General features: G+C 65.7%; 18 protein-coding genes. 6 read left to right on the plus strand and 12 right to left on the minus strand.

The annotated features are described in order from the left end of the window. Nucleotides 1–118: 118 nt before the first annotated feature. From epsF to AACH00_RS04905, 3 genes are read right to left on the minus strand one after another with little or no spacing between them, the layout of a single operon-like run. Nucleotides 119–1,540 (minus strand): chain length determinant protein EpsF, encoded by a 1,422-nt coding sequence (gene epsF, locus AACH00_RS04895; protein WP_341397963.1) that lies wholly within the window; start codon nt 1,538–1,540, stop codon nt 119–121. Between the two features lie 14 nt (nt 1,541–1,554). Further along, a complete protein-coding gene (gene epsE / locus AACH00_RS04900) occupies nt 1,555–2,403 on the minus strand; it encodes a polysaccharide export protein EpsE (RefSeq protein ID WP_341397964.1) in 849 nt (282 codons plus the stop codon). Then, entirely contained in the window at nt 2,403–3,392 is a 990-nt protein-coding gene (locus AACH00_RS04905; RefSeq protein WP_341397965.1) for an EpsD family peptidyl-prolyl cis-trans isomerase, read from the minus strand. Before AACH00_RS04905 ends, epsE begins: the two co-directional genes overlap by 1 nt. 267 nt (nt 3,393–3,659) lie before the next feature. Between AACH00_RS04905 and AACH00_RS04910 the strand changes: the two genes are divergently transcribed. The 3 genes from AACH00_RS04910 to AACH00_RS04920 are packed head-to-tail and all read left to right on the plus strand — an operon-like array spanning nt 3,660 to nt 5,712. Beyond that, nucleotides 3,660–4,064 carry a hypothetical protein gene (locus AACH00_RS04910; protein WP_341397966.1) on the plus strand — a complete coding sequence of 135 codons (405 nt, stop codon included), beginning with the start codon at nt 3,660–3,662 and terminating at the stop codon, nt 4,062–4,064. Between the two features lie 11 nt (nt 4,065–4,075). Next, on the plus strand, nt 4,076–4,873 hold the full coding sequence (locus AACH00_RS04915; protein ID WP_341397967.1) for a CatB-related O-acetyltransferase: 798 nt from the start codon (nt 4,076–4,078) through the stop codon (nt 4,871–4,873). Next, the gene (locus tag AACH00_RS04920) at nt 4,870–5,712 is read left to right on the plus strand and encodes a Stf0 family sulfotransferase (RefSeq protein WP_341397968.1); all 843 of its coding nucleotides are present in this window, start codon (nt 4,870–4,872) and stop codon (nt 5,710–5,712) included. Before AACH00_RS04915 ends, AACH00_RS04920 begins: the two co-directional genes overlap by 4 nt. 4 nt (nt 5,713–5,716) lie before the next feature. Here AACH00_RS04920 and AACH00_RS04925 read toward each other — a convergent pair whose 3' ends face one another. From AACH00_RS04925 to AACH00_RS04965, 9 genes are all read right to left on the minus strand, one after another. Beyond that, nucleotides 5,717–7,159 (minus strand): hypothetical protein, encoded by a 1,443-nt coding sequence (locus AACH00_RS04925; protein ID WP_341397969.1) that lies wholly within the window; start codon nt 7,157–7,159, stop codon nt 5,717–5,719. A gap of 253 nt (nt 7,160–7,412) precedes the next feature. Continuing rightward, a complete protein-coding gene (locus tag AACH00_RS04930) occupies nt 7,413–9,125 on the minus strand; it encodes a polysaccharide biosynthesis/export family protein (protein WP_341397970.1) in 1,713 nt (570 codons plus the stop codon). Between the two features lie 5 nt (nt 9,126–9,130). Next, nucleotides 9,131–10,249: a KpsE/RkpR family capsule polysaccharide export protein gene (locus tag AACH00_RS04935; protein ID WP_341397971.1), complete on the minus strand. Its 1,119-nt coding sequence runs from the start codon at nt 10,247–10,249 to the stop codon at nt 9,131–9,133. Next, complete coding sequence (locus AACH00_RS04940) at nt 10,246–10,932, minus strand: ABC transporter ATP-binding protein (RefSeq protein WP_341397972.1); 687 nt, start codon at nt 10,930–10,932, stop codon at nt 10,246–10,248. Before AACH00_RS04940 ends, AACH00_RS04935 begins: the two co-directional genes overlap by 4 nt. Before the next feature lie 10 nt (nt 10,933–10,942). After that, nucleotides 10,943–11,731 (minus strand): ABC transporter permease, encoded by a 789-nt coding sequence (locus AACH00_RS04945; protein ID WP_341397973.1) that lies wholly within the window; start codon nt 11,729–11,731, stop codon nt 10,943–10,945. Between the two features lie 64 nt (nt 11,732–11,795). Continuing rightward, nucleotides 11,796–14,477 carry a glycosyltransferase gene (locus AACH00_RS04950; RefSeq protein ID WP_341397974.1) on the minus strand — a complete coding sequence of 894 codons (2,682 nt, stop codon included), beginning with the start codon at nt 14,475–14,477 and terminating at the stop codon, nt 11,796–11,798. Between the two features lie 212 nt (nt 14,478–14,689). Continuing rightward, on the minus strand, nt 14,690–15,664 hold the full coding sequence (locus AACH00_RS04955; protein ID WP_341397976.1) for a glycosyltransferase family 29 protein: 975 nt from the start codon (nt 15,662–15,664) through the stop codon (nt 14,690–14,692). Beyond that, entirely contained in the window at nt 15,661–16,824 is a 1,164-nt protein-coding gene (locus tag AACH00_RS04960; RefSeq protein WP_341397977.1) for a glycosyltransferase family protein, read from the minus strand. The genes AACH00_RS04955 and AACH00_RS04960 overlap by 4 nt, the downstream gene beginning before the upstream one ends. A gap of 51 nt (nt 16,825–16,875) precedes the next feature. Continuing rightward, complete coding sequence (locus AACH00_RS04965; RefSeq protein WP_341397978.1) at nt 16,876–18,396, minus strand: YifB family Mg chelatase-like AAA ATPase; 1,521 nt, start codon at nt 18,394–18,396, stop codon at nt 16,876–16,878. A 266-nt stretch (nt 18,397–18,662) separates the two neighbouring features. Between AACH00_RS04965 and AACH00_RS04970 the strand changes: the two genes are divergently transcribed. From AACH00_RS04970 to AACH00_RS04980, 3 genes are read left to right on the plus strand one after another with little or no spacing between them, the layout of a single operon-like run. Further along, a complete protein-coding gene (locus AACH00_RS04970) occupies nt 18,663–19,400 on the plus strand; it encodes a TorF family putative porin (RefSeq protein WP_341397979.1) in 738 nt (245 codons plus the stop codon). 28 nt (nt 19,401–19,428) lie between these two features. After that, nucleotides 19,429–19,767, plus strand: coding sequence for a P-II family nitrogen regulator (locus AACH00_RS04975; RefSeq protein WP_341397980.1), 339 nt, complete (start codon nt 19,429–19,431; stop codon nt 19,765–19,767). Nucleotides 19,768–19,801: 34 nt separating this feature from the next. Next, nucleotides 19,802–21,325, plus strand: coding sequence for an ammonium transporter (locus tag AACH00_RS04980; protein ID WP_341397981.1), 1,524 nt, complete (start codon nt 19,802–19,804; stop codon nt 21,323–21,325). The last annotated feature ends 119 nt before the right edge of the window (nt 21,326–21,444 follow it).

Below are 21,444 nucleotides of genomic sequence, written 5' to 3' on the forward strand. Positions count from 1 at the left end.
TTGCGGGTGTCGCGGATGATGTCGCCAATGCTGCGCACGTCGTCATGCGTGGGCAGGTTGCCGAAGGTAGAGGCCTGTGCATCAGGCGAATTGAATTCTTGTGCCATGGGTCGGGCTTTCAGCCTTGTTTCTTGTCGGGGGCCGGCAGGCGGCCCGAGATAACGCGCTGCGCCATCAGTGAAGGCGGACCGCTCTTCACTGCCGGCTTGGGCATCACGCCCAGCATGGGCAGGCCCAGGGCTTCAACCAGATCTTGCGGGCCGCGCACACGGCGGTCCATCATCTCGCGCACCAGCGCCGTACCCAGCGCCAGCAAACCACCCAGGAAGATGGCCACGATGGTGTTCAACAGCACCTTGGGGCTGGACGGCAGCAGCGGCGGGCTGGCCGCGCTCAGCACGTTCACATTGCTTTGCTGCGTCTGGCTTTCAAGGTTGCTCTGGTTCATGCGGCCAACCAGCGCGTCGTACGTCTTCTGGGCGTTGTCCACATCGCGTTGCAGCACGCTCATTTCGTCGCGGCCACCCTTGAGCTTCAACACCTTGGCTCGCTGCGCTTCAAGCTGAGCGCGCACATCAGCCACACGGGCAGCGTTCACGTTGGCGTTCACGGTGGTGCTGCCCACTGCGCGCTTCGTTTCAACTTCCAGGCGGCTGCGCAGCTCGGTGATATTGGCGCGGGCTTGTACCACTTGCGGGTGGTTGGCACCCAAGCGAGTGTTCAGCTCTTGCAGGTTGGCTTCAGCGCGGCTCAACTCAAGCTTGATGCTGCTCACCACCGGGTTGTTCAGCGCTTCGCTCATGCGGTCGCCGCTGCCAACAGACTGCGCACTACGGCTGTTCGATTCAGCTGCCAGTGATTGCAGCATCACCAATTGGCTGTTCAGTTCGTTCAGGCGCTGGGTTTCAACGTCCAGGCGCTCGTCATTGCCGATGATGCCGCTGGTTTGTTGGTACTCGCTCAATCGGGCTTGAGCAGCTTCCACCGCTTCACGCGCTTCCTTCGAACGGTCGTCGAAGAAGCCGCTGTAACGACGCGCTGGATCAACGCGCAGTTCGATCGCGGTGTCGATGTAGGCCTGCACAAAGGCGTTGGCCACACCGGCAGCAAACTGCGGGTCAGGTGCCTGGTAGCCAATGTTGATGACGTTCGATTCGCGGCTGGGTTTCACGTCCAGTTGCTTCTGGAAGACACCGCCAAGCCAGTCCTCGATGTTGCCCTCGCCATCGGTGGCTTCCTGCCACTGCTCACGCACCTGCGGATTCTGGTCAAGCTTCAGGTTGCGAATCACGCGGCGCGCCACGCGGTCACTGGTGATGATGTCTACCTGCGTAGCCATCATTGCCATGTTGGCCACGCCGGCCAACATCATCCCGGTGATCGGATCCGGCTTGGCATCCACCACCACACTCGCCGTCGCCGTGTACTTCTTCGGCAGCACGAGGCTCACCACCACGGCAGTCAACACAGTCAGCGCAAACACCAGCGCCGACAACTTCCAGCGCGCACGCAGGATGGACAGGAATTGAGTAAAGGTCATCTGGGTTCAGGCAATCAGAACAGGCTCTCGCGAACGTAGATCACGTCGCCGTCACGCAGGGTTTCGTCCATGGCGGGTTGCAGCACTTCAGGCTTGCCCTCGCCGCTGCGGCGGTGCACGCGAATGCCCTTTTCAGTGCCGCGTTGCGTCAGGCCACCACCGGCGGCCAGGCCTTGCAGCAGCGTCATGCCGCGCTCCAGGCGCAGCTGGCCTGGGCGTTGCACTTCACCGTAGATGTAGACCAGCGGTGCGCGCTCAACGTAGACCACGTCGTTGCCTTGCAGCACCAGGTCTTCGCTGCGCTGGGCGCCGGTGAACACGGTGGGCAGGTCAACCTGCTTGCGGAACGGCTGCTGGTTGCGGGTGCCCACCACGGTGATGGTGTCGCCACCCACGTTGGTCAGCACGCCGCCGGCCAGGGCCAGCACATCGCTCAGACGGGTGCCTGCTTGCTCCAGCGCATAGCGGCCGGGGCGGCCCACCTGGCCCAGCACGCTCACCTGGCTGCCGCGGGCTTGCATCAGCACCACCGTCACTTGCGGGTTCTTGACGAAATCACCCTTCACCAAGCCGCTGGCGATGAGCTTTTCAGCCTCGCCCACGCTCAGGCCGCCCACACGCAGGCCGCCCAGCAGGGGGTAAGAAATGACGCCGCCGTCAGACAGGCGGGTTTCCAGGCTCAGGTCGAGGTTTTGGTAAACGGCGATGCGGATCACATCGCCCGGGCCGAGCTTGTATTCAGCCACTTCGGCCGGCACGTTGGCGGCAGATTGTTGGGCATTCGCGGGGCTGGAAGACAGCCAGGTGGCCAGCAGGGCGGCGGTGGCGAACACCGCCAGTCGCAGAGAACGGGTATGCAGCATCACTTGATTCCAAGGCCTTTCTTGAGGGTGGCGTCGTCGAGGCCACCAGAAGCCGGGTTGGCACTTGGTGCAGCCGGGGTGGCGGCAGTGGGTGCAGGGGCAGGTTGAGCAAGATTTGCGCCGGAAGCCGCATCGGCCGCCTTCTCTGCAAACTTGCCGAGGTATTCAACTTTGGCAGCCGTGCGCAACGCTTTGATGTCAGCGGCCACGGTGGTGCGCTTGCGGTCGTTGGACAGGAACAACTCGATGGCCGGGCGGGCCTGCTCCAGCGTCACTGGCTCTGACTTGCTGCTGGCGATGTTCACCACCTTCAAGCCACCGGGCAGCGGCAGCACCAGGCTTTGGCCGTCGGCCAGCGTGCCCAGCTTGGCCACCAGCGACAGCGGCAGCGCTTCGGCGGGCTGGGTGGCAGCGTTGTTGCTGGATTGCAGCTGCAGCGCCTTCAGCACCTCTTGCACGTCATGCGTGCTCTTGGTGGCTTGCAGGCGGGACTGGGCCTCTGCCATGCGGGCTTCAGGCACCTGCACATTGAACTCTTGCAGGTTGTAGATGCGGCGGTTGCTGAACAGCGCAGGCGTGTCGTTGAAGTACTTCTGCACTTCGTCAGGCGTGGGCTTGGCCACTGATTCAGCGACCTTGTCGCCATAGGCGCGGGCAATGATGTCGCGCTTGGCGGCTTCAATGGCGGCCACCACCTGCGGCTGGCGGTCGAGCTTCAGCTCTTCGGCCTTCTGCACGGCCAGTTCCTGGTCGATCAGGCGTTCCAGCAGCTGGCGGCTGACGGCGTCGGTTTGTTCAGGGGCCAGGCCGCGCTGCTGCTGCAGTGCCTGGTTGATCTGGTGCACGGTGATTTCACCGCTGTTCACACGGGCCGCGGCCTGGGTGGCAGCCTTGTCTTTGCTGCCGCCACAACCAATCAAAACCACTGACGCAACGACGCTGAGCGCCATGGCCGCCGAGCGGCTGGCGCTCATCTTGTAACTCTTCATGTTGTTCCCTGGGCTGATGGCCGGCCAGATGCCGACAAACCGCACTGATTGTGTGCGGCATGGCAGAAATTGACTATCGGACAATCTGCGGATGTAACCAAAGATTTTACGCGGGTGAAGGTTCGTTACGGGTTACTACCGAGCAACCGTTACGTGTCTGACTCGGCATCCCCCTACCTTGTTGAAGGGACCAATACCCACGCCCGGCCACGGTCTTTGACTGCACAATGTGCAGTGCAACAGCACTCACTGCACAAAGGTGGTTACATGGGTATGAAGGAACTGGCCGCGAAAGTGGCCGCTGAACACGCTGACATCCCGGCCAACAAGGTCACGGCACTGGTTCGCGCCACGCTGAAGGCCCTGCACCAGGAGCTGACCGACACCACCGAGAAGACGGTGAAGCTGCCGCCGCTGGGCAGCTTCGTGCTGGTCACCAAGGCCGCCGGCGAAGACGACGGCGAAGGCCGCCGCAAGGTGCATCTGCGCCTGAGCAAGCCGAAGGACGAGGCAGAGGCCGCCGAAGGCGCCCCGGCAGCCAAGAACGCAGAGAAGAAGGCTGCCAAGGCCGCCTCCCCCGAGCGCGCAGCCAAGAAGGCCGAGCGCCAGGCTGGCAAGGCTGACAAGCAGGCTGCCCGCAAGGCCGCCAAGGCCCAGAAGACCGAAAGCTGAGTTCTGGCCGGATGCCGCTTGCGCTGAGCAGCGACGCCATCAGCCGCCTGGCGGCCGGCGGCGTCACGATGAACCTGAAGCCGGGCACCCGGCTCCCCGACGAATCCATCTTCGAGCCGCCCTGCAGCCTGAAGTGGATGGAAGTGCAGCACTCGCTGCACCTGGGCGCGTTCAGCTACGGTGTGAGCGGTTACTACTACGGCTGTCGCATCGGGCGTTATTGCTCGTTCGGTGAAGAGGTGCAGATTGGTCGGCACCCCCACCCGATGGCCTGGGCCAGCACCTCGCCGTTCTTCTACGAGCGCATCGAGGGCATTCTCAACCAGCCCTTGCCGCCCGGCGTGGCGCTGTCGCCGGTTACCGATTTCCGGCGCAGCACGCCGCCCGCGGTGGCCACGCTCACCCACATCGGCCACGACGTGTGGATAGGCCACGGCGCCTTTGTGCTGCCGGGCGTGCACATTGGCAATGGCGCGGTGGTGGCGGCCATGTCGGTGGTGACGAAAGACGTGCCCCCGTATGCGGTGGTGGCGGGCTCACCGGCCACCATCAAGCGCATGCGCTTTGACGACGCCACGATTGAAGCGCTGCAAGCCTCCTGCTGGTGGGATTACGCCCCCTGGCAACTCAAGGGCCTGACGGTGGACGAGCCCCTGGCGTTTGCCGCCGCCGTGAGCGCCCTGCGGGCACGCGGCTTGCAGCCCTGGCAGCCAGACAAGCTCGACGCCGCCGCCGCGTTGGCCCAACTACCCCCCCGGCCAAAGCGGTCGCTTTGGCAGAAGATCTGGAAGAAAGCAGGCTTTCGATGACCGCCCCCATCTTTATCAAAGACGTGTGGCCCGATCCGCACTTCAAGAAGATCGGCGAGCACTTCGACCTCTGCTCCCGTGCTCAGCTGGCAGAAGACCGCAAGGCCCTGGCCGCCGAGCTGAGCAGCCTGACCTCGTTCTACGTGATCTGCTTCACCAACCGTTGCGGATCGAACCACCTGGCCCAATGCCTGGCCTCAGACGGCCGGCTGTTGCAGGCCGGTGAAGTGCTGAACGAGGAAGCGGTGATCAACAACGCGCTGAAGCATGGCTTCACCAGCTTTGATCAATACCTGACCTGGCTGATCAGGACCCAGAAGGGTGCGCATGGTGTGTTCGGCCTGAAGGCCAGCGCAGGCCAGCTGCTGGGCTTGTACAACCAGGGCATCCTGGAATTGCTGGGACCGCGCCTGAAGTTGATCCACTCGTTCCGCCGCGAGGTGATGGCGCAGGCGGTGTCGCTGTTCATCGCCAGCAAAACCAAGCGCTGGACAAGCACGCAAACCGCCCAGGCCGGCGAAGACGCCGTGAAGTACAACAGCATCGAGCTGATGGCGATCGCCAACAGCATCTGCCACCAGAATGCGCTGCTCACGCTGCTGTTCAACGTGATGCAGCTGGACGCCGTGAAGGTGCCCTACGACAAGCTGGTGGAAGAGCCCGAAAAGGTGGTGCGCCGCCTGGGCCGCCAGCTGGGTGTGCCGCAGCTGCGCCTGGTGAGCACCAATCTGGCTTACCAGAAGCAGGCCGACGCCCTGAACGACCGGCTGCTGATGCAGCTGGCCGCCGACCACAGCCTGGGCGGCACCGGTGCGCCGCCCCCGATGCCCGAGCCCTGACCGATCAGTTCTGCGGGCCGACGTAAAGCTGGCTGAAGCTGCCGCCGATCGAGGCCTGCCGCCCGGCGACGGGGTTGTACACCTCCTGCGCCTGCGCCACGGACATCAAGGCCCAGGCCGTGCGGTCATTCCAGCGGCTGCCCCAGGTGCTGGCCATCTGCGAATCAGACACCGCTGAGGGCGTGGTGCCGTTCTGGCGTGCCACCACGATGCGCAGTGCGTTCAGCAGCTGATCAAAGCTGATGCGCAGGTCAAAGTCCAGGTTGCTGAAGGCCTGGAACTGCGCCGTGTTGCCACGCGAAACGAACAAGCCGAGGCCGGTGGAATCGTCGGTGATGGTGGTGCCTGCCGCCTTGGCCGGCCCCTCGATGACCGGGATGCCGCCCTGGGCCGCGTCAAACCACACCTTGCCGTTCTGGAACCAGGCCACCGACGACCAGTCGTCGATGCCGGCGCGCTGGATGGCCGTGTTGAACAGGTAATGCAGCTGGCAGGGCCGCGCCGACGTGACGCCGCCGTCCACGCAACTGGCGTTGACGAAGTTCACCGTGATCTGCTGCTTGGCCTGCACGGGCGAGCCCGAGATCACCTCGGTGCCCACATTGATGGCCCTGACTGTCTGGCTGGCCACCACGCGCGCATCGGCCACCGTGGGAATGGGGCTGCCCACCCACGGCCGACGCGGCGCCGAGCGCCAGTCTTGCCGGAACTGCACAAAGGTGCCGTTGATGTTGGCATTGGTGCCGTTGCCGTTCTGGCCGGCACTGGTATAGGGCTGAAGCAGGCTGGCATTGCCCGTTGACACGCCCGTACCGGTGTACAGGCCCACACCGCCGCCCGTGGCCGTGCTCGGGTTGAGCACCACCATGTTCGGGCCGCTCAGCCCTTGTGAATCAGCTGCGCAGGCCGAGAACGCACCCGACGGCGACCAGCGCCGCAAACCGCTGGCGGAGGTATCAATGCCGGTGCGCGTGCCCACGTCACTCAAGGCGGCGTCGTCACCATTGGACACCGGCCCGTCGTTCGCGGGCGTGTTGCAGCCGCGCCCCTGGCCGAAGAAGTTGATCTTCATGCCGGCCGCGTACAGGCGCTCGCTGCCCGTGGGGTTCCAGGTGGCAAACACCGCGCCACCGGCTGCGGCCTGCAGGCCGTCGTCGGTGCTGAGGGCGCTGTTCACCTGGAAGCGGAAGGACTCGGCGGTGGGCACGATGGCGTCGATCACCACCGCAGTAGAACCGCCGCTGCCACCGCTGTTGTTGTTCGACTGGGGCGTTTCCGGTGTGACCACCACACCGCCGCTGTCACCGCCTCCGCCACCGCCACCACAAGAAGCCAGCGCCAGGCTGACCAGCACCGCGCCCGACGTGCGCACGAAGCCACCGGCCAGGCCAGGGTGATCTGCAAGCCGTAAGGGCAGATCGATGGGTGAAACAACAGGTGCGGACATGCGAAACCTCGGCAGCAGGCACACCGCACGACATGCGCGGCGTCTGTCCGTGGTTTCGGAAGAACTGGCTTCGGGGTTGACCGACAACTGCGGTCATTTGCCCGGTTTCATCTCATTCAAGTGGCCGCCAAAGCGGGCGCTGTCGACCACATTTCCGGCAACTTGAGAGCCGGAACAGAACAAAAAAAAGCCCCCGGTTCTTCACCGGAGGCTCGTTTTTAAACGTTGAATTGCGGCCCCTGGCCGCGCCGGGTCAGAGGCCCAGGGCCACCTTCGCGGCAACTGCGATCTGGTAAATGATCTGCGTGATGCCGCGCGTGATCTCGACGTTCTTCGAGTCGATCTTCGGCAGGATCATGATTTCGTCGCCGGGGCCAGGCACCGAGCCCGGGGGCGCCACGCTGCCGTCGCCGCGCATCACCAGTTGCTTCGAGGTGTCGGCCTTCTGGGTATAGCCGCCAGCCAGGCTGACATAGTCTTCCAGCGTGGCGTTGGAGTTGTAGACCAGCGCGTTCGGGAACAGCACTTCGCCGCTCACCAGCACCAGGTTCTTGCTCTCCGGGATGTTCAGCACGTCGCCGTCTTCAACCAGGATTTCACCGGCCTGACCGCCCGTCAGCACCACCTGGCCCAGCGGCTGCACCTCACGGGCGCGGGCCACGAAGGCCAGCATCAGGTCGGCCTCCACCTTGCGCAGTTGGGCTTCTTCGTTGGTCGCCGAGCGCGCGGTGAGCGCGGCGGTTTCGAGGTTGCGCAGGGCGATGTCCAGCGTCTGCTTCTGGCGCACCTGCACCGAGCGGCGGAAGAGCTGCAGGTTGGCCATGTTGGCCGTGGGCGACGGGTTCAGCTTGGCGATCACGTCCTTCAGGCGCGCGCCGTTCGGCAGCACCAACGAGCGCTCACCGCGCTGGGCGCCGTCCACGCGCACCAGCAGCGTGGTGGCGTACTTGTCGGCGGTCACCGTCACCACGTCGCCGCTTTGCAGCATCAGGTTGCCGGCGCTGGCCAGCGGGTGGTATTCGCTCTTCAGCTCCACGCCGGTGTTGCGCATGATGCTGAGGTGGGTGGCCGACGGCTTCGGCACCGCCAGCATCAGCAGCTCGTTGGCCGAGACGGTGGGTCGGGTGGTTTCAAAGACGTACGGGTTCTGCGTTTCACCCACCACCGTCACCGAGTAGCGGCGCGGTTGCACCACCACGGTGTCGCCGTCCTGGAACTGCAGCTTGTCGAGCTTGCCCTTCAGCAGGAAGTCGTAGAGGTTGAACGAGGCGCGCACCTTGCCGCCGCGCTGCACCAGCACGTCGAGGTAGCTGCCGCGGTCGGGGTCAATGCCGCCGGCCTTGTCGAGGAAGCCCAGTACGGCATCTGACGACACGCCCGAATACAGGCCGGGCGCCCGCACGAAGCCGGTCACATACACCTTCACGGGCTGGGCCGAATCGAGCGAGGCATACACGCCCACATTGGCCTTGAACACGCGCTTGACCTGGTCTTCGACGTGCTTGTTCAGCTCGATGTTGCGCACCCCCAGCACCGACACCGGGCCGACGTTCGGGATGAACACATTGCCCTGCGGATCGACCGTCTGGAAGGCTTCCCAGGTGACGGCGCCCCAGGTGCGCAGCAGCACACGGTCGCCGGTGGTGACGAGGTATTCCGGGTTGAAGCCGGTGAAGGCCTGCGCACCAAAGCGGCCCGAGAAGATCTGCGAGCCGAACACCACGGGCTTGCCGCTGAGCGACGGATCAGGCGGCAGCGGCAGGTTCAGCAGCGGTGGCGTGACGGGGGCGGCCACCTGCGCGCTGGTCAGCGGCATCGCGGGCATGGGCGACGACGTCATGCCGGCCGGCAGTTGCAGGGCCGGCACGGCGGGCATGCCGGTGGCGGTGGTTTGCGCGTGGGCGACCGGGCTCAGGGCCAGGGCCAGCAGCAGCGCGTGCGCGAAGGAGGGTTTGAACAGGGTCATGGTCATCAATCCTGATGTTCGCGGATCGTGGCGATCACGAGTCGGACGATCGAAAAGAGCATTCCGCACAGCGCAAGCACCGTCAGGAAGTCATAGAGGCGGGCGGGGTACACGGCCGATTCGGCCTTGACCGGAGGATCCACCACCACCAACGTGCGCACCTTGCGCAGGGTGTCGGCGCGGGCGGCTTCAATGCCGATCAGCGCAGCGCGGTAGGCCTCGTCGTGGAAGGTGGCCTGGGCCAGCAGGCCCTGGTACTGCACGGCCAGCGCGGTGAGTTGCTCACCGTTGTTCGACACCGTCACGCGCAGACGTTCGGCTTCCAGCTGCGTTCGGGTGGCAGCCAGCTGGCTGCGCAGCGCCTTCACCTGGTAGGTGTCTTCCGCCAGGAAATCCAGCGCCGACTTCAGATCAGCTTCCTGCTTGGCCAGCGCAGCCTGCAGCGTGCCGGTGAGCTGGTTGTTGGCCTGCGCCTGCGACATCGGGTCCAGCAGCTTGTTGCGGGCCTGGAAGGCGACGATCTGCGCCTTCACCTCCTGTGAGCGACCGAGCGCCAGCTTGGCCTCGGTTTCAGCGAAGGTCAGGCGTTCGCGGGCAATGCGGTGGGTGTAGTCGTTGATGAAGCGCTCGCCCTCTTCCAGCACGGCCTGGGCCAGCTGGCGGGTGAACTCGGGCTCGAAGCCCTGCACGTCGATGGTGAGCAGGCCGGTGTAGTCGTCGCGGGTCACTTCCACGCGGCTGCGGAAGTAGCGCAGCATCCACTCCTGGCTGGCACCGGGCCACAGGCGGTAGAACGGGTCGTACCAGGGCTGCTCGAAGTGCTTGCGCAGGTTCAAGCGCGCGTCCAGGCGACGCATCATGTCCATCGAGTGGATGTAGTTCTGCAGGTACACCGTGTCGCTGATGGACGGCGCCGCGCCGCCACCGCCGCCCAGCAAGGCCGCCACCGCACCGGCGGCGCTGCTGACGTTGCCGCTGCTGCTGGTGTCGCGCACGCTGACCACCGATTGGCTGACGTAGCGGTCAGCCGCCACGGCGCCGTAGTACACGGCGGCTGCCAGCACCGGCGCTGCAAAGAGCAGCACGAACAGGGCCTTGCCGCTGGTGAATGTTTTGAGTTTCATCGTTGGGGAACGGCCTGGTGTTGCCGCTGCATGTTCCGGTAGGCCTCGAGGCCGGTTTCAACGTCTTCAAACAAGGTGGCCTGACCGTCTTCCACCACCACCACCATCTGGCAGTACTCGCGGATGTCGTTCTGGTTGTGCGACACCAGAATCAGGTTGGCGTCTTTCACGCGGTCGGCAAACACGGCTTGCGCCTTCTTGCGGAACAGCGGGTCGCCGGTGGCCATGGCCTCGTCGATCAGGTAGTAATCAAAGTCAAAGGCCATGCTCAGGCCGAACGTGACGCGGCTGCGCATGCCCGACGAGTAGGTCTTCATGGGCAGGTCGAAGAACTTGCCGATCTCGGCGAACTCTTCAACGAAGGCGATGCGCTCACGCATTTCCTCGGGGCTGCTGCTGTGCACGCGGGCCACGAAGCGCACGTTGTCACGCGCGCTCAGCGAGCCCTGGAAACCGCTGCCCAGGCCCACGGTCCAGGAGATGCGCTTGTCGGTCTTGACCTGCCCGTAGTCGGGCGTGTCCATGCCGCCGATGAGTTGCAACAGGGTTGATTTGCCTGCGCCGTTGCGCCCCATCAAGCCGATGCTGACGCCCTCGGGGAACACGAAGTTCAGGTCACGGAACACATAGTGCCGGCCCTTGGTGGTCGTGAACGACTTGGTGAGGTTGATGAGCTCAATCATGCGGCACCACTCACGACATCACCAGCTTGCGGCGACGCAGCCAATACAGGTTCAGCGCCAGCGTCCAGACCACGATGATCCAGGCCAGCGGCAGCGTCCAGTTCACGCCTGGCAGCAGCGAATACCCAGGCAGCCAGGCCGCACGGCACAGCTCCACCAGGTGCAGCACCGGGTTCCAGAGCAGCAGCGACACCATTTCCTGCGGAAAGCCATGCAGCGAAAAAATGATGCCCGAGAGCAGGTAGAGCGGCATGGCCAGCAATTGCACGAACAACTGCCAGCGCGGCAGCACTTCAACAATCACGGCGGAGAGCACACCCAGCCCCATGCCCAGCAGCACCAGCAACAGGATGCAGGCCATGACGGCAAAGGCATCGAGCGGCACCACCGGCGCATAACCGATGCGACCCAGCACAGCCATGGCCACCACCAGCACGAGGCTGTCGATGCAGGTTTCCAGCACCGTGCGGGCCACCATGGTGTCGATCGGCTTGACCTGCTTGAAGCCGAACAGGCCGCGGTTGGCCGACACCGAGTTCATCACCTGCACCCACAGGCCCTTGAAGAGCTGGTACGGCACCATGCCGATGAGCAGGAAGAGCGGGAATTCGAAGCTGCCGCGGGTCAGTCGGCCGCGCAGCATGGTGTTGATCCAGACCAGCACGGCCAGCTGCAGCAGCGGTGCGCCCAGCACCCACACCACACCGGCCAGGTTGCCGCCAAAGCGTGTCTTGATCTCGCGCATCAACAACGCGAAAACAACCGCTTTCTGGATTTGCCACGAGGAACGGCGCTTCACGTCAGGGCGCTGCGCACAGACAGGGTCAAGGTCATCGCGTCACTGTAGCGCAGCGCGGTGACGCTCAAGCGCCCAACCAGCGGCTGTCGAGCTGTTGTTGTTGGGGGAGCGCAGGCTGGCTGATGTCGGGCGCGCGTGAGCTGCGGTCCAGCAGCCGGGCCAGCGCCAGCGGGTCTTCAGCCAGCGCCAGCGGCAGCACCAGGTGGTGACGGTCATGGGCGCGCACACGGTCGGCCTGGGCGCCGAGGTCAAACACCGCCACGCGGCGACCGCTTCGCAACGCGCCTGAGAGCACGTAGCAATAGGTTTCAGGCCAGATGGACGGCACGAGGATGATGTCGGGGTCGGCTTCGTCGATGCGCTCGGCCATTTCGTGATCGAAATAGCGGCCCATCAGCTGCACGCCGGCTGCGGCCAGCTGGCCATCGTCTTGCGAGTAGCCGAGCAGCGTCAGCCGCATCGGCAGGCCTTCAGCCACCACCGCGCGGGCCATGCCCAGCAGCACGTCGTAGCCCTTGATCTGGCTGATGGCGCCCACCACCAGCACGCGCACCGGCTCATTCACCGGCACCAGCAGCGAGCCGGACACCCGTGGCGGCGGCTCTTCTTCGTGGGGCTCCACGGTGAAGGTGATTTCCGGAGCCAGCGGCGTCATGCGGCGCAGCACGTCAACGGACGGCACCACCACGGTTTTGGCCACCGACAACATGCGGCCGTGCGCCCGTCGCCAGGCGCCGATCGGGCCGGTGCTTTCGAGCAGACCGTCCTGCAGCAGGCACTGGTTGCAATCGGCTTCATCAGGCTGGCCGCAGTGCCGGCCAGCCGGCGTGACCATGTTCACCCGCGGGCAGGCCATGTAGTAGTCATGCACCGCCACCCGCAGGTCGGCGCCGATCTTCTCGGCCAGCTGCGACACCACGGTGGCGCTGGCAGTCGGGAAGTCGATCAGGTGGTGGACATGGATTTCGTCGATGCCCAGCTCGCGCAGCGCTTCTTCCAGCAAGCCGCCGGCCTCCAGGTGCAGCGAGCCCACATTGCTCAGCCCGAACATGCCCGGGTGGTTCAGGCTGACCATGCGCGAATCGCGGATGGGGCGCAGCTCGAAGACACCGAAGCCCTGGGCTTCGAGGGCGGTGGTTTGCTCCAGCAGGTGGCGCTCGGTGCCGCCGCCGCGGTTGTGCGACACCAGCAGCACGTTGCGCCGCTTGCGCTGGGCCGCCAGGCGGGCCAGGTCGATGCGCACGCGGTGGGGGTGGGCAAGGTCGTTCTGGATGTAGCGCTGGATTTGCGCGTCGTAGCCCGGGTGCAGCTTTTCCAGGGTACGCAGCGCGCGCGTCGTGCGTTCAGCCGCTTCGCCCTTGAAGCTGACCGAGCCCACATGGCGCACGTACACGTCAGTGGCCAGCGCGTTGCGCCAGCCGCTCTTCAGTGCGCGCTGGCAGAAGTCGTTTTCTTCCCCGTAGCCACGGCCGAAGTTCTTTTCATCCAGCAGGCCCACTTCACGCAGCGCGGCGCGGCGCATGAACATGCAGAAGCCGACGCCGGTGGGCACATCCACCCACTGCTGGCGGTTGACGCGGGCCGCCAACTCGTCGATCTCGCGGTGCCCAAGCTCCAGCGACTGGCGGTTGTCGCTCAGGGTTTCGGGGTAACTGCAGATGGTGGCGTTGTTCGACAGCGGCGTGATGGTGGCCATGCGCGGATGCCGCGCGGCGTGGGCCAGCAAGCGGTCCAGCCAGTCGTTGTAGACCTCGGTGTCGCTGTTGAGGATGACAACATCGCGCTCACGGTGCAGGCGCAGGCCGCGGTTCACGGTGCGCACGAAGCCCTGGTTGTTGCGGTTCAACTCCAGCTCGAACAGGCCGCGCGCCGCCAGGGTGCGCAGCATGGCATTGAGCTCGGGCACCGGGCCGGCGTCGTTGTAGACCACCACCTGGTGCGGGGTGGCCACCGGCGCGGTGAGCACGCTGTGCAGGCAGCGCAGGGTTTCATCAAGGCCGCTGTAGACGGGGATGAGCACATCCACCACCGGTGCGCTGGTCCAGCGGCGCGGCTGCACGTCGGCCCACAGCGCCGGGTCCAGCATGTGGCCCAGGTCGGGCTGAGGCACCAGCGGCACGACCTGGCCAGAGCCCGGGCGCGGCGTGCGCTGGCCGTGGTGGTCGGCCTGCATGTAGCCGTGCATCCAGTCGGTGGCAAACACGGCCAGGGCATTGCCCTTGACCACCCGCATCTCGGGCTGCGCGGCCAGCAGCCGGCGCATGTCGAGGCCGGGCAACGGGCTGCGGCTCTCGCGCCAGCCCCACTTCTGGAAGTGGCGCAGGGGGTCGAGGCCACTGTTGGCCACGTCGGGGTTGCTGCGCAGGTAGTACTCGGCGTCGAACCAGGGCGAGGGCGACACGCCCTTGAACCGGCCAACCAGGCCGTAATGCAGCAGGCGGTTCACGCCCAGCGGGCCGGGGCACTGCTTGTCGTAGTGCGCGACGTTGAACATCGGGCACGGCGCCAGGCCGGCGGCATTGCCGTGCCGGATGTAGTGGCGCAGCGGTGACAGGCCGCCCAGCTCGGACGCATCAACGCGCGACAGATAGAAGTCGCGGTCGAACAGGCCCAGCCGCCGGGTGAGCGTCAGCTCGAACTCTTGCAGCGATTCACTTTTGCCCACCGCGCGCCCGAGCAGACGCACCAGGCGGATGCCTTGCAGCATCACCCGGGCGTCAAACGCGCGCTTGGGGACCTCGATCATCGATCGACGCCCTCAACAGCAAAAATCGGCAAAAGTGGCATATTTGGAAGAAAAAACCCGCCAAAGGTGGGCGGGTCGGCAGCTTTCTCATTTTCGGCTGCAGGCAAGAAGGGCTGAAGCCGCTCGCTGAAAATGTAGCGTAGGTGTTACAGATTTGCGTCCCCAGAACGGTGGATTTCTACCCCTAGGACACCACCACCACGTTTACAAATTCACTGTAATCGCAGCAATCCTTGTGCCTGCCACGCCACAAGCAGCGCCGCCTCTGCCGGCCAGTCATGGCGCTGGCCCACGCGGCGTTCTCCCGAGCGCACGATGTGGTGAGCAGCCGCTGCACCCCGCTCGCCGCCGACCCCGACGCCAGCCACAGACATGCCCTGCCAGCCCGTTGGCCGCAACGCCTGCATCCAGGCCAAGGCCAGTACGCCGGCACTGGGTGGTGCGCTGAGCTCAGCCACCAATCCGCGCCAGACCGGCAGCGGCACGGTCAGCACCGGCACGCCGGCCGCCTGCAACTCATCAAGCAAGGGCCAGCGGCGTACCTGAAACGCCACGTCCGGCCCCGACACGATCGCCCATCGAAGGCCGGCGGGCACCGGCCCCTGGTGGCCGGGCGACACGACCCACACATCACAACGTGCACCGATGTCTGACGCCGGCGCATCGGCCTGCTGCCAATGGTTGAAGCGCACCACGGCAGCGTGTGCGTCGATGGCTGCGCCGAGGCCGCTGCCGCGCAGGCTGGCGGCGTTACCCACCACCATCACATTGGCCTGGCTGGCCAGCCACGCCGCGAACGCAGCCGGTGACGATTGCACCGGCGAGGCACCACACAGCAACGAAGACGTTGGCAAGGCAGCCGCCACACCGGGCAACGCTGACGCCGCCTGAAGCCACGCCGGTTTCAAGCCCGCCAAGCGGTGCGGGGCCACCTCAGCCAGCAGGCCAATGGCACGGTGGCGCAAGGCGGGCGGCAGATCAGGCAATGCAGCCACCACACCCGCCACCCAGCGCTGGGGCAGCGGCCGGCCCAGATCACGCCGGAACAGCGCCAGGCGCACCAGCGCCGCAGGTTGACGGTCGTCCAGCCACACGCGCCAGAACAAGCGCAGCGTGTTTGCGTTGTAGTGCCCGGCTTGCCGATGCCGCCAGGCCTGCCAGCGCCCCCAGACGCTGCGCCAGCTCATGTTGGCCCCTTCGTCTGCAGGCCCTGACGAGCAACACCCTGCACCCAGTCCAGCCAGGTGCGCGCGTTGGCATGGATGTCGGCCACGGCCAGCACCCGCTCGCGCAGGCCGCCGGCCAGTGCGGCACGGTGGCCGGGCTCAAACAACAGGCGCTCCAGCTCGATGCGCCAGGCGTCGAGGCTGGCGGCTTCAACCGCCCCGGCGCCGGCCTGCGCCAGCCGCTGGGTGTCGGCATTGGGGGAACACAGCGTGGGCACACCCCACCAGGCAGCTTCCACCACCTTCAAACCAGATTTGCTGGCATTGAAGCGGGTGAGCTCCAGCGGCGCCAGGTTCACGGTGGCACCACACACGGCGGTCTTGTACTGATCAAACGGCAGCTTGCTGCGCTGGCGCACCTGGGCTGTCGGGAATTGCTCGGGCAATGTCAGCGGGCCGATGATGTCGAGCTGCACCTCGGGGTGCTGCTGCAGCAGGCTGGCCAGAACGGGCGCCACGGCGGCGAAGTCTCGCTCGTGGCTGCGGGTGCCGGGCAGGTAGCGGATCACCGGGCCGGGGTATGTTGCGTCGGTGTCGGGTGGCTGCAGCGTTGATGCTTCAGTCCGCCAGCTGTGATGCACCGCGTTGTGCAGCACCAGCACCGGCTTGCCCGGCCAACGCGCGGCCACCTCCGATGCCAGCGCGGTGGTGGACACCGTCACGCCGTCGACCAGCGCCAGCGCTGCAGCATGTGCGGCAAAGCGCCGCTTGGTCTCTGGCAAGCCCACCCAGCCGTTCAATACACCGGGGCTTTGTGGCGCCAGCTCGGGCAGGAAGACCAGATCGTCGACATCAGCCAGCACCAGCGTGCCTTGCCGCCGCCACCACCACAGCCGGGCGCGCAAACCCAGGCTGAGTTGCGGGCGGTGCAGCACCACGATGTCGGGCGCGGTGCGCTGCCGTCGGTCATCGCGCTCAACGGCGCGCTCAACGGCGCCCTCAACAAGCTGCCGAACAGCGGCGCCACCAAATCGCCGCCAGTGACCTTGATGCACTGAGTGCCCAGCCTGACCCAGCGCGGCGGCGAGGTTGTCGCAGCGGTACAGCCACGACGCGTCCTCGCGGAAGCGATCAGGGTTCTTGTTGCAGGCCAGAAAGGCGATGGTCAGCGGGCGCGGCAAGGCTGGGGCGTGTCTCTTGTGCGGGGCAGCACCCCGGCTCGGCCCAGTTTATTACTCAGGCAGGCTGCGGCGGTATTGCACCGCCTCGGCCACCGCGGCGGGGCCCACCTCGTCGGCATCCGCCAGATCGGCGATGGTGCGGGCGAGCTTCATCACCCGGTGCAGGCTGCGGCCCGACCAGCCCAGCCGCTCGGCTGCCTTGCGCACGAAGGCGGCGGCCTCGGGCGTGAGGTCACAGTGCGCATCTAATGTGCCGGTGGGCAAGGCGCTGTTCAGGCAACCTTGGCGGGCCCACTGCCGCGCGCGGGCCGCGGCCACCCGGGCGGCCACCACCGGGCTGCTTTCACCCTCGGGCTGGGCCATCAGTTCAGCAGGGCGCACGGCGGGCACATCGAGCTGCATGTCGATGCGGTCGAGCAGCGGGCCCGACAGCCGCCCCTGGTAGCGCGCCACCGCGTCGGGCGTACAGCGGCAGCTGCGGCCGGTGGCGGCCTGCGCGCCCAGCCAGCCGCACGGGCATGGGTTCATCGCCGCCACCAGTTGGAACCTGGCCGGGAAGCGCGCCTGCCGCGCCGCCCGAGAGATGGTGATGTGGCCACTTTCCAGCGGCTCACGAAGGGCCTCCAGTGCGGCGCGCTGGAATTCAGGGAGCTCGTCAAGAAACAGCACGCCAGCGTGGGCCAGTGAAATTTCACCCGGCCGGGGTGGCGAACCACCGCCCACCAGCGCCACCGCACTGGCCGAGTGGTGCGGCGTCCGGTTTGGCCGGCGAGCCCAATCCACCGGGTTGAAACCGCCCGCCGACACGCCCTGCACCACCGCGGCTTCCAGCGCTTCGTCGTCGGTCATGGGCGGCAGCAAACCCGGCAAGCGCTGCGCCAGCATCGACTTGCCCGTGCCCGGTGAGCCACACAACAACAGGCTGTGGGCACCTGCGGCGGCAATTTCGAGCGCGCGTTTGGCGGCGGCCTGGCCTTTCACATCACGCAAGTCAGGCTCGCTCGGGCGCTGGCCGGGCTCAGGCGCTCGGGCCTGGGGCAGCGCGACGGCATCTTCCAGCAGCAGCGACTGCACCACCTCGGTCAGGTGGCTGGCTGAACGGATGTCGAGTCCGCTGACCCGCGCGGCCTCGGCGGCGCTGGCGGCGGGCAGCACCAGCCGCCGCCCAAGCGAGCTGCGCCGCGCCGCCAGCGCGATCGCCAGGGCGCCACGCACCGGCCGAAGCTCACCCGCCAGCGAAAGCTCGCCGGCGAACTCATGGCTGGCCAGACGGCGGATGTCGATCACCTCCTGCGCCGCCAGGATGCCCAGCGCAATGGGCAAGTCAAACCTGCCGGACTCTTTCGGCAAGTCGGCCGGCGCCAGATTCACGGTGATGCGTTTGTTGTGGGGAAAGGTGAACCCGCTCTGGGCCAGGGCGGCGCGCACACGCTCGCGGGCCTCTTTCACCTCGGTGTCGGCCAGGCCCACCAGGGTGAAGCTGGGCAGGCCGTTGGCCAGGTGCACCTCCACCTGCACTTCGGGTGCCGTCAAACCATCCAATGCGCGACTGAAGACCACGGCCAATGTCATGGGGCGCGATGTTGTGGGGCATGCGCCAGGCCAGCCATCCCTCTTCGGACGGACTGGGGCGGGCTTGCTCGGTCGGGAATGCTGGACAAATGCACCAAAAGCGTGCAATTTACGGGCTTGGCACATTGGCGGTGCGATTTGGCGGCACAAGCGCACCCGGAATGCACCGGGAGCACGAACAAGCACCAAGCCGGAACATGGTACGGAAGCTGCAAGGGAGAGAGCGGACCCAATTTCTGACTCAACCCACATAACGGAGCCCCTCCATGAAGAAGTCCCTGATCTCCCTGGCTGTTGCGACCCTGGCCTGCGCCGCACCGTCCATCAGCTTCGCGGCCGACACCACCGTGGCGTTCAACGCTGCCGTGGCCTCCGACTACCGTTATCGCGGCATTTCCCAGTCGCGCCTGAAGCCGGCCGTGTCGGCTGGCGTGGACGTGGGCCTGCCGAACGGCGTGTACGTTGGCGCCTGGGCCTCGTCGATCAAGTGGATCAAGGACGCCGGTGGTGACGCCAGCGCCGAAATCGACGTGTACGGCGGCTGGAAGGGCGAAGTCAGCCCCGGCCTGACCCTGGACGTCGGCGCCCTGACCTACCAGTACCCCAGCAACAAGCTGGCTGTCAGCGCCAACACCACCGAAATCTACGGTGCCCTGAGCTTTGACGTGTACACCCTGAAGTACTCGCACAGCGTGACCAACCTGTTCGGTTTCGCCGACAGCAAGAACAGCGGCTACCTCGACCTGAGCGCCACCTTCGACGCCGGCAATGGCGTGATGGTCGCTCCGCACGTCGGCTACCAGAAGGTCAGCCACAACGGTGACTTCAGCTACACCGACGTGTCGCTGACCGTGAGCAAGGACTACAGCGGCTTCGTGCCGAGCCTGGCCCTGGTCGCCACCGACACCAAGAGCATTGGTGGCGTGAAGGCCTATGCATCCCCCGCGAACGGCAAGAACCTGGGCAAGACCGCCCTGGTGCTGGGCCTGAAGTACAACTTCTGATTCACAAATCCGCCAGAGGAGCCAAACCATGAAGATGGTGACTGCCATCGTCAAGCCATTCAAGCTTGATGAAGTGCGTGAAGCGTTGAGCGCCATGGGCGTTCAGGGCATCACGGTGACCGAAGTCAAGGGCTTCGGCCGCCAGAAGGGCCACACCGAGCTGTACCGCGGTGCAGAGTACGTGGTGGACTTCCTGCCGAAGGTGAAGATCGAAGCAGCCGTCGATGACGCGCTGGTCGAGCGCGTGATTGAAGCCATCGAGTCCTCGGCTCGCACCGGCAAGATCGGCGACGGCAAGATCTTCGTTTCGCCGCTGGAACAAGTCGTTCGCATCCGCACCGGCGAGACCGGCAAAGACGCGCTCTGAGTCCGCACACAACACCTCAAGAGACATTCAAATCATGAGAAAGCTGATTGCTTCCCTCGCCCTGGGCCTCACGGTCCTGGGCTTTGCAGGGGCCGCCTTCGCGCAAGAGGCTGCGGCCTCGGCGCCTGCCGTGGCTGCTGCCGCGTCTGAAGTGGCTGCTGCCGTCGCGCCCGCTGCCTCGGCTGCTGCCGATGCCGCGTCTGCCGTGGCCGCACCCGCACCGGTGCCCAACAAGGGCGACACCGCCTGGATGATGGTCTCCACGCTGCTGGTGATCCTGATGACCGTGCCTGGCCTGGCGCTGTTCTACGGCGGCCTGGTCCGCAGCAAGAACATGCTGTCGGTGCTGATGCAGGTCATGGTGACGTTCTCGATGATCGTCGTGCTGTGGGTCATCTACGGCTACTCCCTGGCCTTCACCGAAGGCAATGCCTTCATCGGTGGTTTCGACCGCCTGTTCATGAAGGGCATCTGGGACAACGCCGCTGGCACCTTCGCCAACGCCGCCACGTTCAGCAAGGGTGTCTACATCCCTGAGATCGTGTTCGCAGCCTTCCAGGCCACGTTCGCCGGCATCACCTGCGCCCTGATCGTCGGTGCGTTCGCTGAACGTGCCCGCTTCTCGGCCGTGCTTCTGTTCATGGTGCTGTGGTTCACCTTCAGCTACGCCCCGATCGCCCACATGGTCTGGTTCTGGATGGGCCCTGACGCCTACACCGGCGCTGAAGTGGTTGACGCGATGAACGCCAAGGCTGGCTACATCTGGCAGATGGGCGCACTGGACTTCGCAGGCGGCACCGTGGTGCACATCAACGCCGCTGTGGCTGGCCTGGTGGGTGCCTTCATGATCGGCAAGCGCATCGGCTACGGCAAGGAAGCCATGGCCCCGCACAGCCTGACGCTGACGATGGTCGGTTCCGCCCTGCTGTGGGTGGGCTGGTTCGGCTTCAATGCCGGCTCGGCGCTGGAAGCCAACGGCTTCGCTGCCCTGGCCTTCATGAACACCTTCGTGGCAACCGCCGCTGCGGTGCTGGCCTGGTCGGTGGGTGAAGCGCTGCACAAGGGCAAGGCCTCGATGCTGGGCGCTGCGTCTGGCGCAGTGGCTGGCCTGGTGGCCATCACCCCGGCAGCCGGCAACGTCGGCATCGGTGGCGCGCTGATCATCGGTGTGCTCGCTGGCTTCGCCTGCCTGTGGGGTGTGACCGGCCTGAAGAAGCTGCTGGGCGCTGACGACACGCTGGACGTGTTCGGCGTGCACGGCGTCGGCGGCATCCTGGGTGCCCTGCTGACCGGCGTGTTCAATTCGCCGAACCTCGGCGGCCCGAGCGCCGTCGGCGACTGGGTCACCGTCGGCATGATCGCCCCGGACGCCTACAGCATCGCATCGCAAGTGCTGGTGCAAGCCAAGGCTGTCGGCATCACCGTGGTGTGGTCGGCGATCGTCTCGATCATCTCCTTCAAGGTGGTTGATCTGGTCATCGGCCTGCGTGTGCCGGAAGACGAAGAACGCGAAGGTCTGGACATCACTTCCCACGGCGAAACCGCCTACAACAAGTGATGACGTGATCCACCGGGCGGTGCGCCGCCCGGTGTCAAGAGAGAGTTACGGAGCGAGTTTGGGGATGGCATCACTGCCGTCCCCATTTTTTTTGTGCACGCTTGATAAACCCGTTTTCA

Origin of the sequence: Ideonella margarita, assembly GCF_038066635.1 — a bacterium.
GTDB classification, from domain to species: Bacteria; Pseudomonadota; Gammaproteobacteria; order Burkholderiales; family Burkholderiaceae_C; genus Ideonella; species Ideonella margarita.

What these genes read in the sequence shown, in the direction of transcription:
- AACH00_RS04935 (WP_341397971.1), bottom strand. Translation starts at nt 10,249, where the DNA reads ATGAAACTCAAAACATTCACCAGCGGCAAGGCCCTGTTCGTGCTGCTC.
- AACH00_RS04930 (WP_341397970.1), bottom strand. Translation starts at nt 9,125, where the DNA reads ATGACCCTGTTCAAACCCTCCTTCGCGCACGCGCTGCTGCTGGCCCTG.
- AACH00_RS04940 (WP_341397972.1), bottom strand. Translation starts at nt 10,932, where the DNA reads ATGATTGAGCTCATCAACCTCACCAAGTCGTTCACGACCACCAAGGGC.
- epsE (WP_341397964.1), bottom strand. Translation starts at nt 2,403, where the DNA reads ATGCTGCATACCCGTTCTCTGCGACTGGCGGTGTTCGCCACCGCCGCC.
- AACH00_RS04955 (WP_341397976.1), bottom strand. Translation starts at nt 15,664, where the DNA reads ATGAGCTGGCGCAGCGTCTGGGGGCGCTGGCAGGCCTGGCGGCATCGG.
- AACH00_RS04975 (WP_341397980.1), top strand. Translation starts at nt 19,429, where the DNA reads ATGAAGATGGTGACTGCCATCGTCAAGCCATTCAAGCTTGATGAAGTG.
- AACH00_RS04925 (WP_341397969.1), bottom strand. Translation starts at nt 7,159, where the DNA reads ATGTCCGCACCTGTTGTTTCACCCATCGATCTGCCCTTACGGCTTGCA.
- AACH00_RS04950 (WP_341397974.1), bottom strand. Translation starts at nt 14,477, where the DNA reads ATGATCGAGGTCCCCAAGCGCGCGTTTGACGCCCGGGTGATGCTGCAA.
- epsF (WP_341397963.1), bottom strand. Translation starts at nt 1,540, where the DNA reads ATGACCTTTACTCAATTCCTGTCCATCCTGCGTGCGCGCTGGAAGTTG.
- AACH00_RS04905 (WP_341397965.1), bottom strand. Translation starts at nt 3,392, where the DNA reads ATGAAGAGTTACAAGATGAGCGCCAGCCGCTCGGCGGCCATGGCGCTC.
- AACH00_RS04910 (WP_341397966.1), top strand. Translation starts at nt 3,660, where the DNA reads ATGGGTATGAAGGAACTGGCCGCGAAAGTGGCCGCTGAACACGCTGAC.
- AACH00_RS04980 (WP_341397981.1), top strand. Translation starts at nt 19,802, where the DNA reads ATGAGAAAGCTGATTGCTTCCCTCGCCCTGGGCCTCACGGTCCTGGGC.
- AACH00_RS04915 (WP_341397967.1), top strand. Translation starts at nt 4,076, where the DNA reads ATGCCGCTTGCGCTGAGCAGCGACGCCATCAGCCGCCTGGCGGCCGGC.
- AACH00_RS04920 (WP_341397968.1), top strand. Translation starts at nt 4,870, where the DNA reads ATGACCGCCCCCATCTTTATCAAAGACGTGTGGCCCGATCCGCACTTC.
- AACH00_RS04970 (WP_341397979.1), top strand. Translation starts at nt 18,663, where the DNA reads ATGAAGAAGTCCCTGATCTCCCTGGCTGTTGCGACCCTGGCCTGCGCC.
- AACH00_RS04965 (WP_341397978.1), bottom strand. Translation starts at nt 18,396, where the DNA reads ATGACATTGGCCGTGGTCTTCAGTCGCGCATTGGATGGTTTGACGGCA.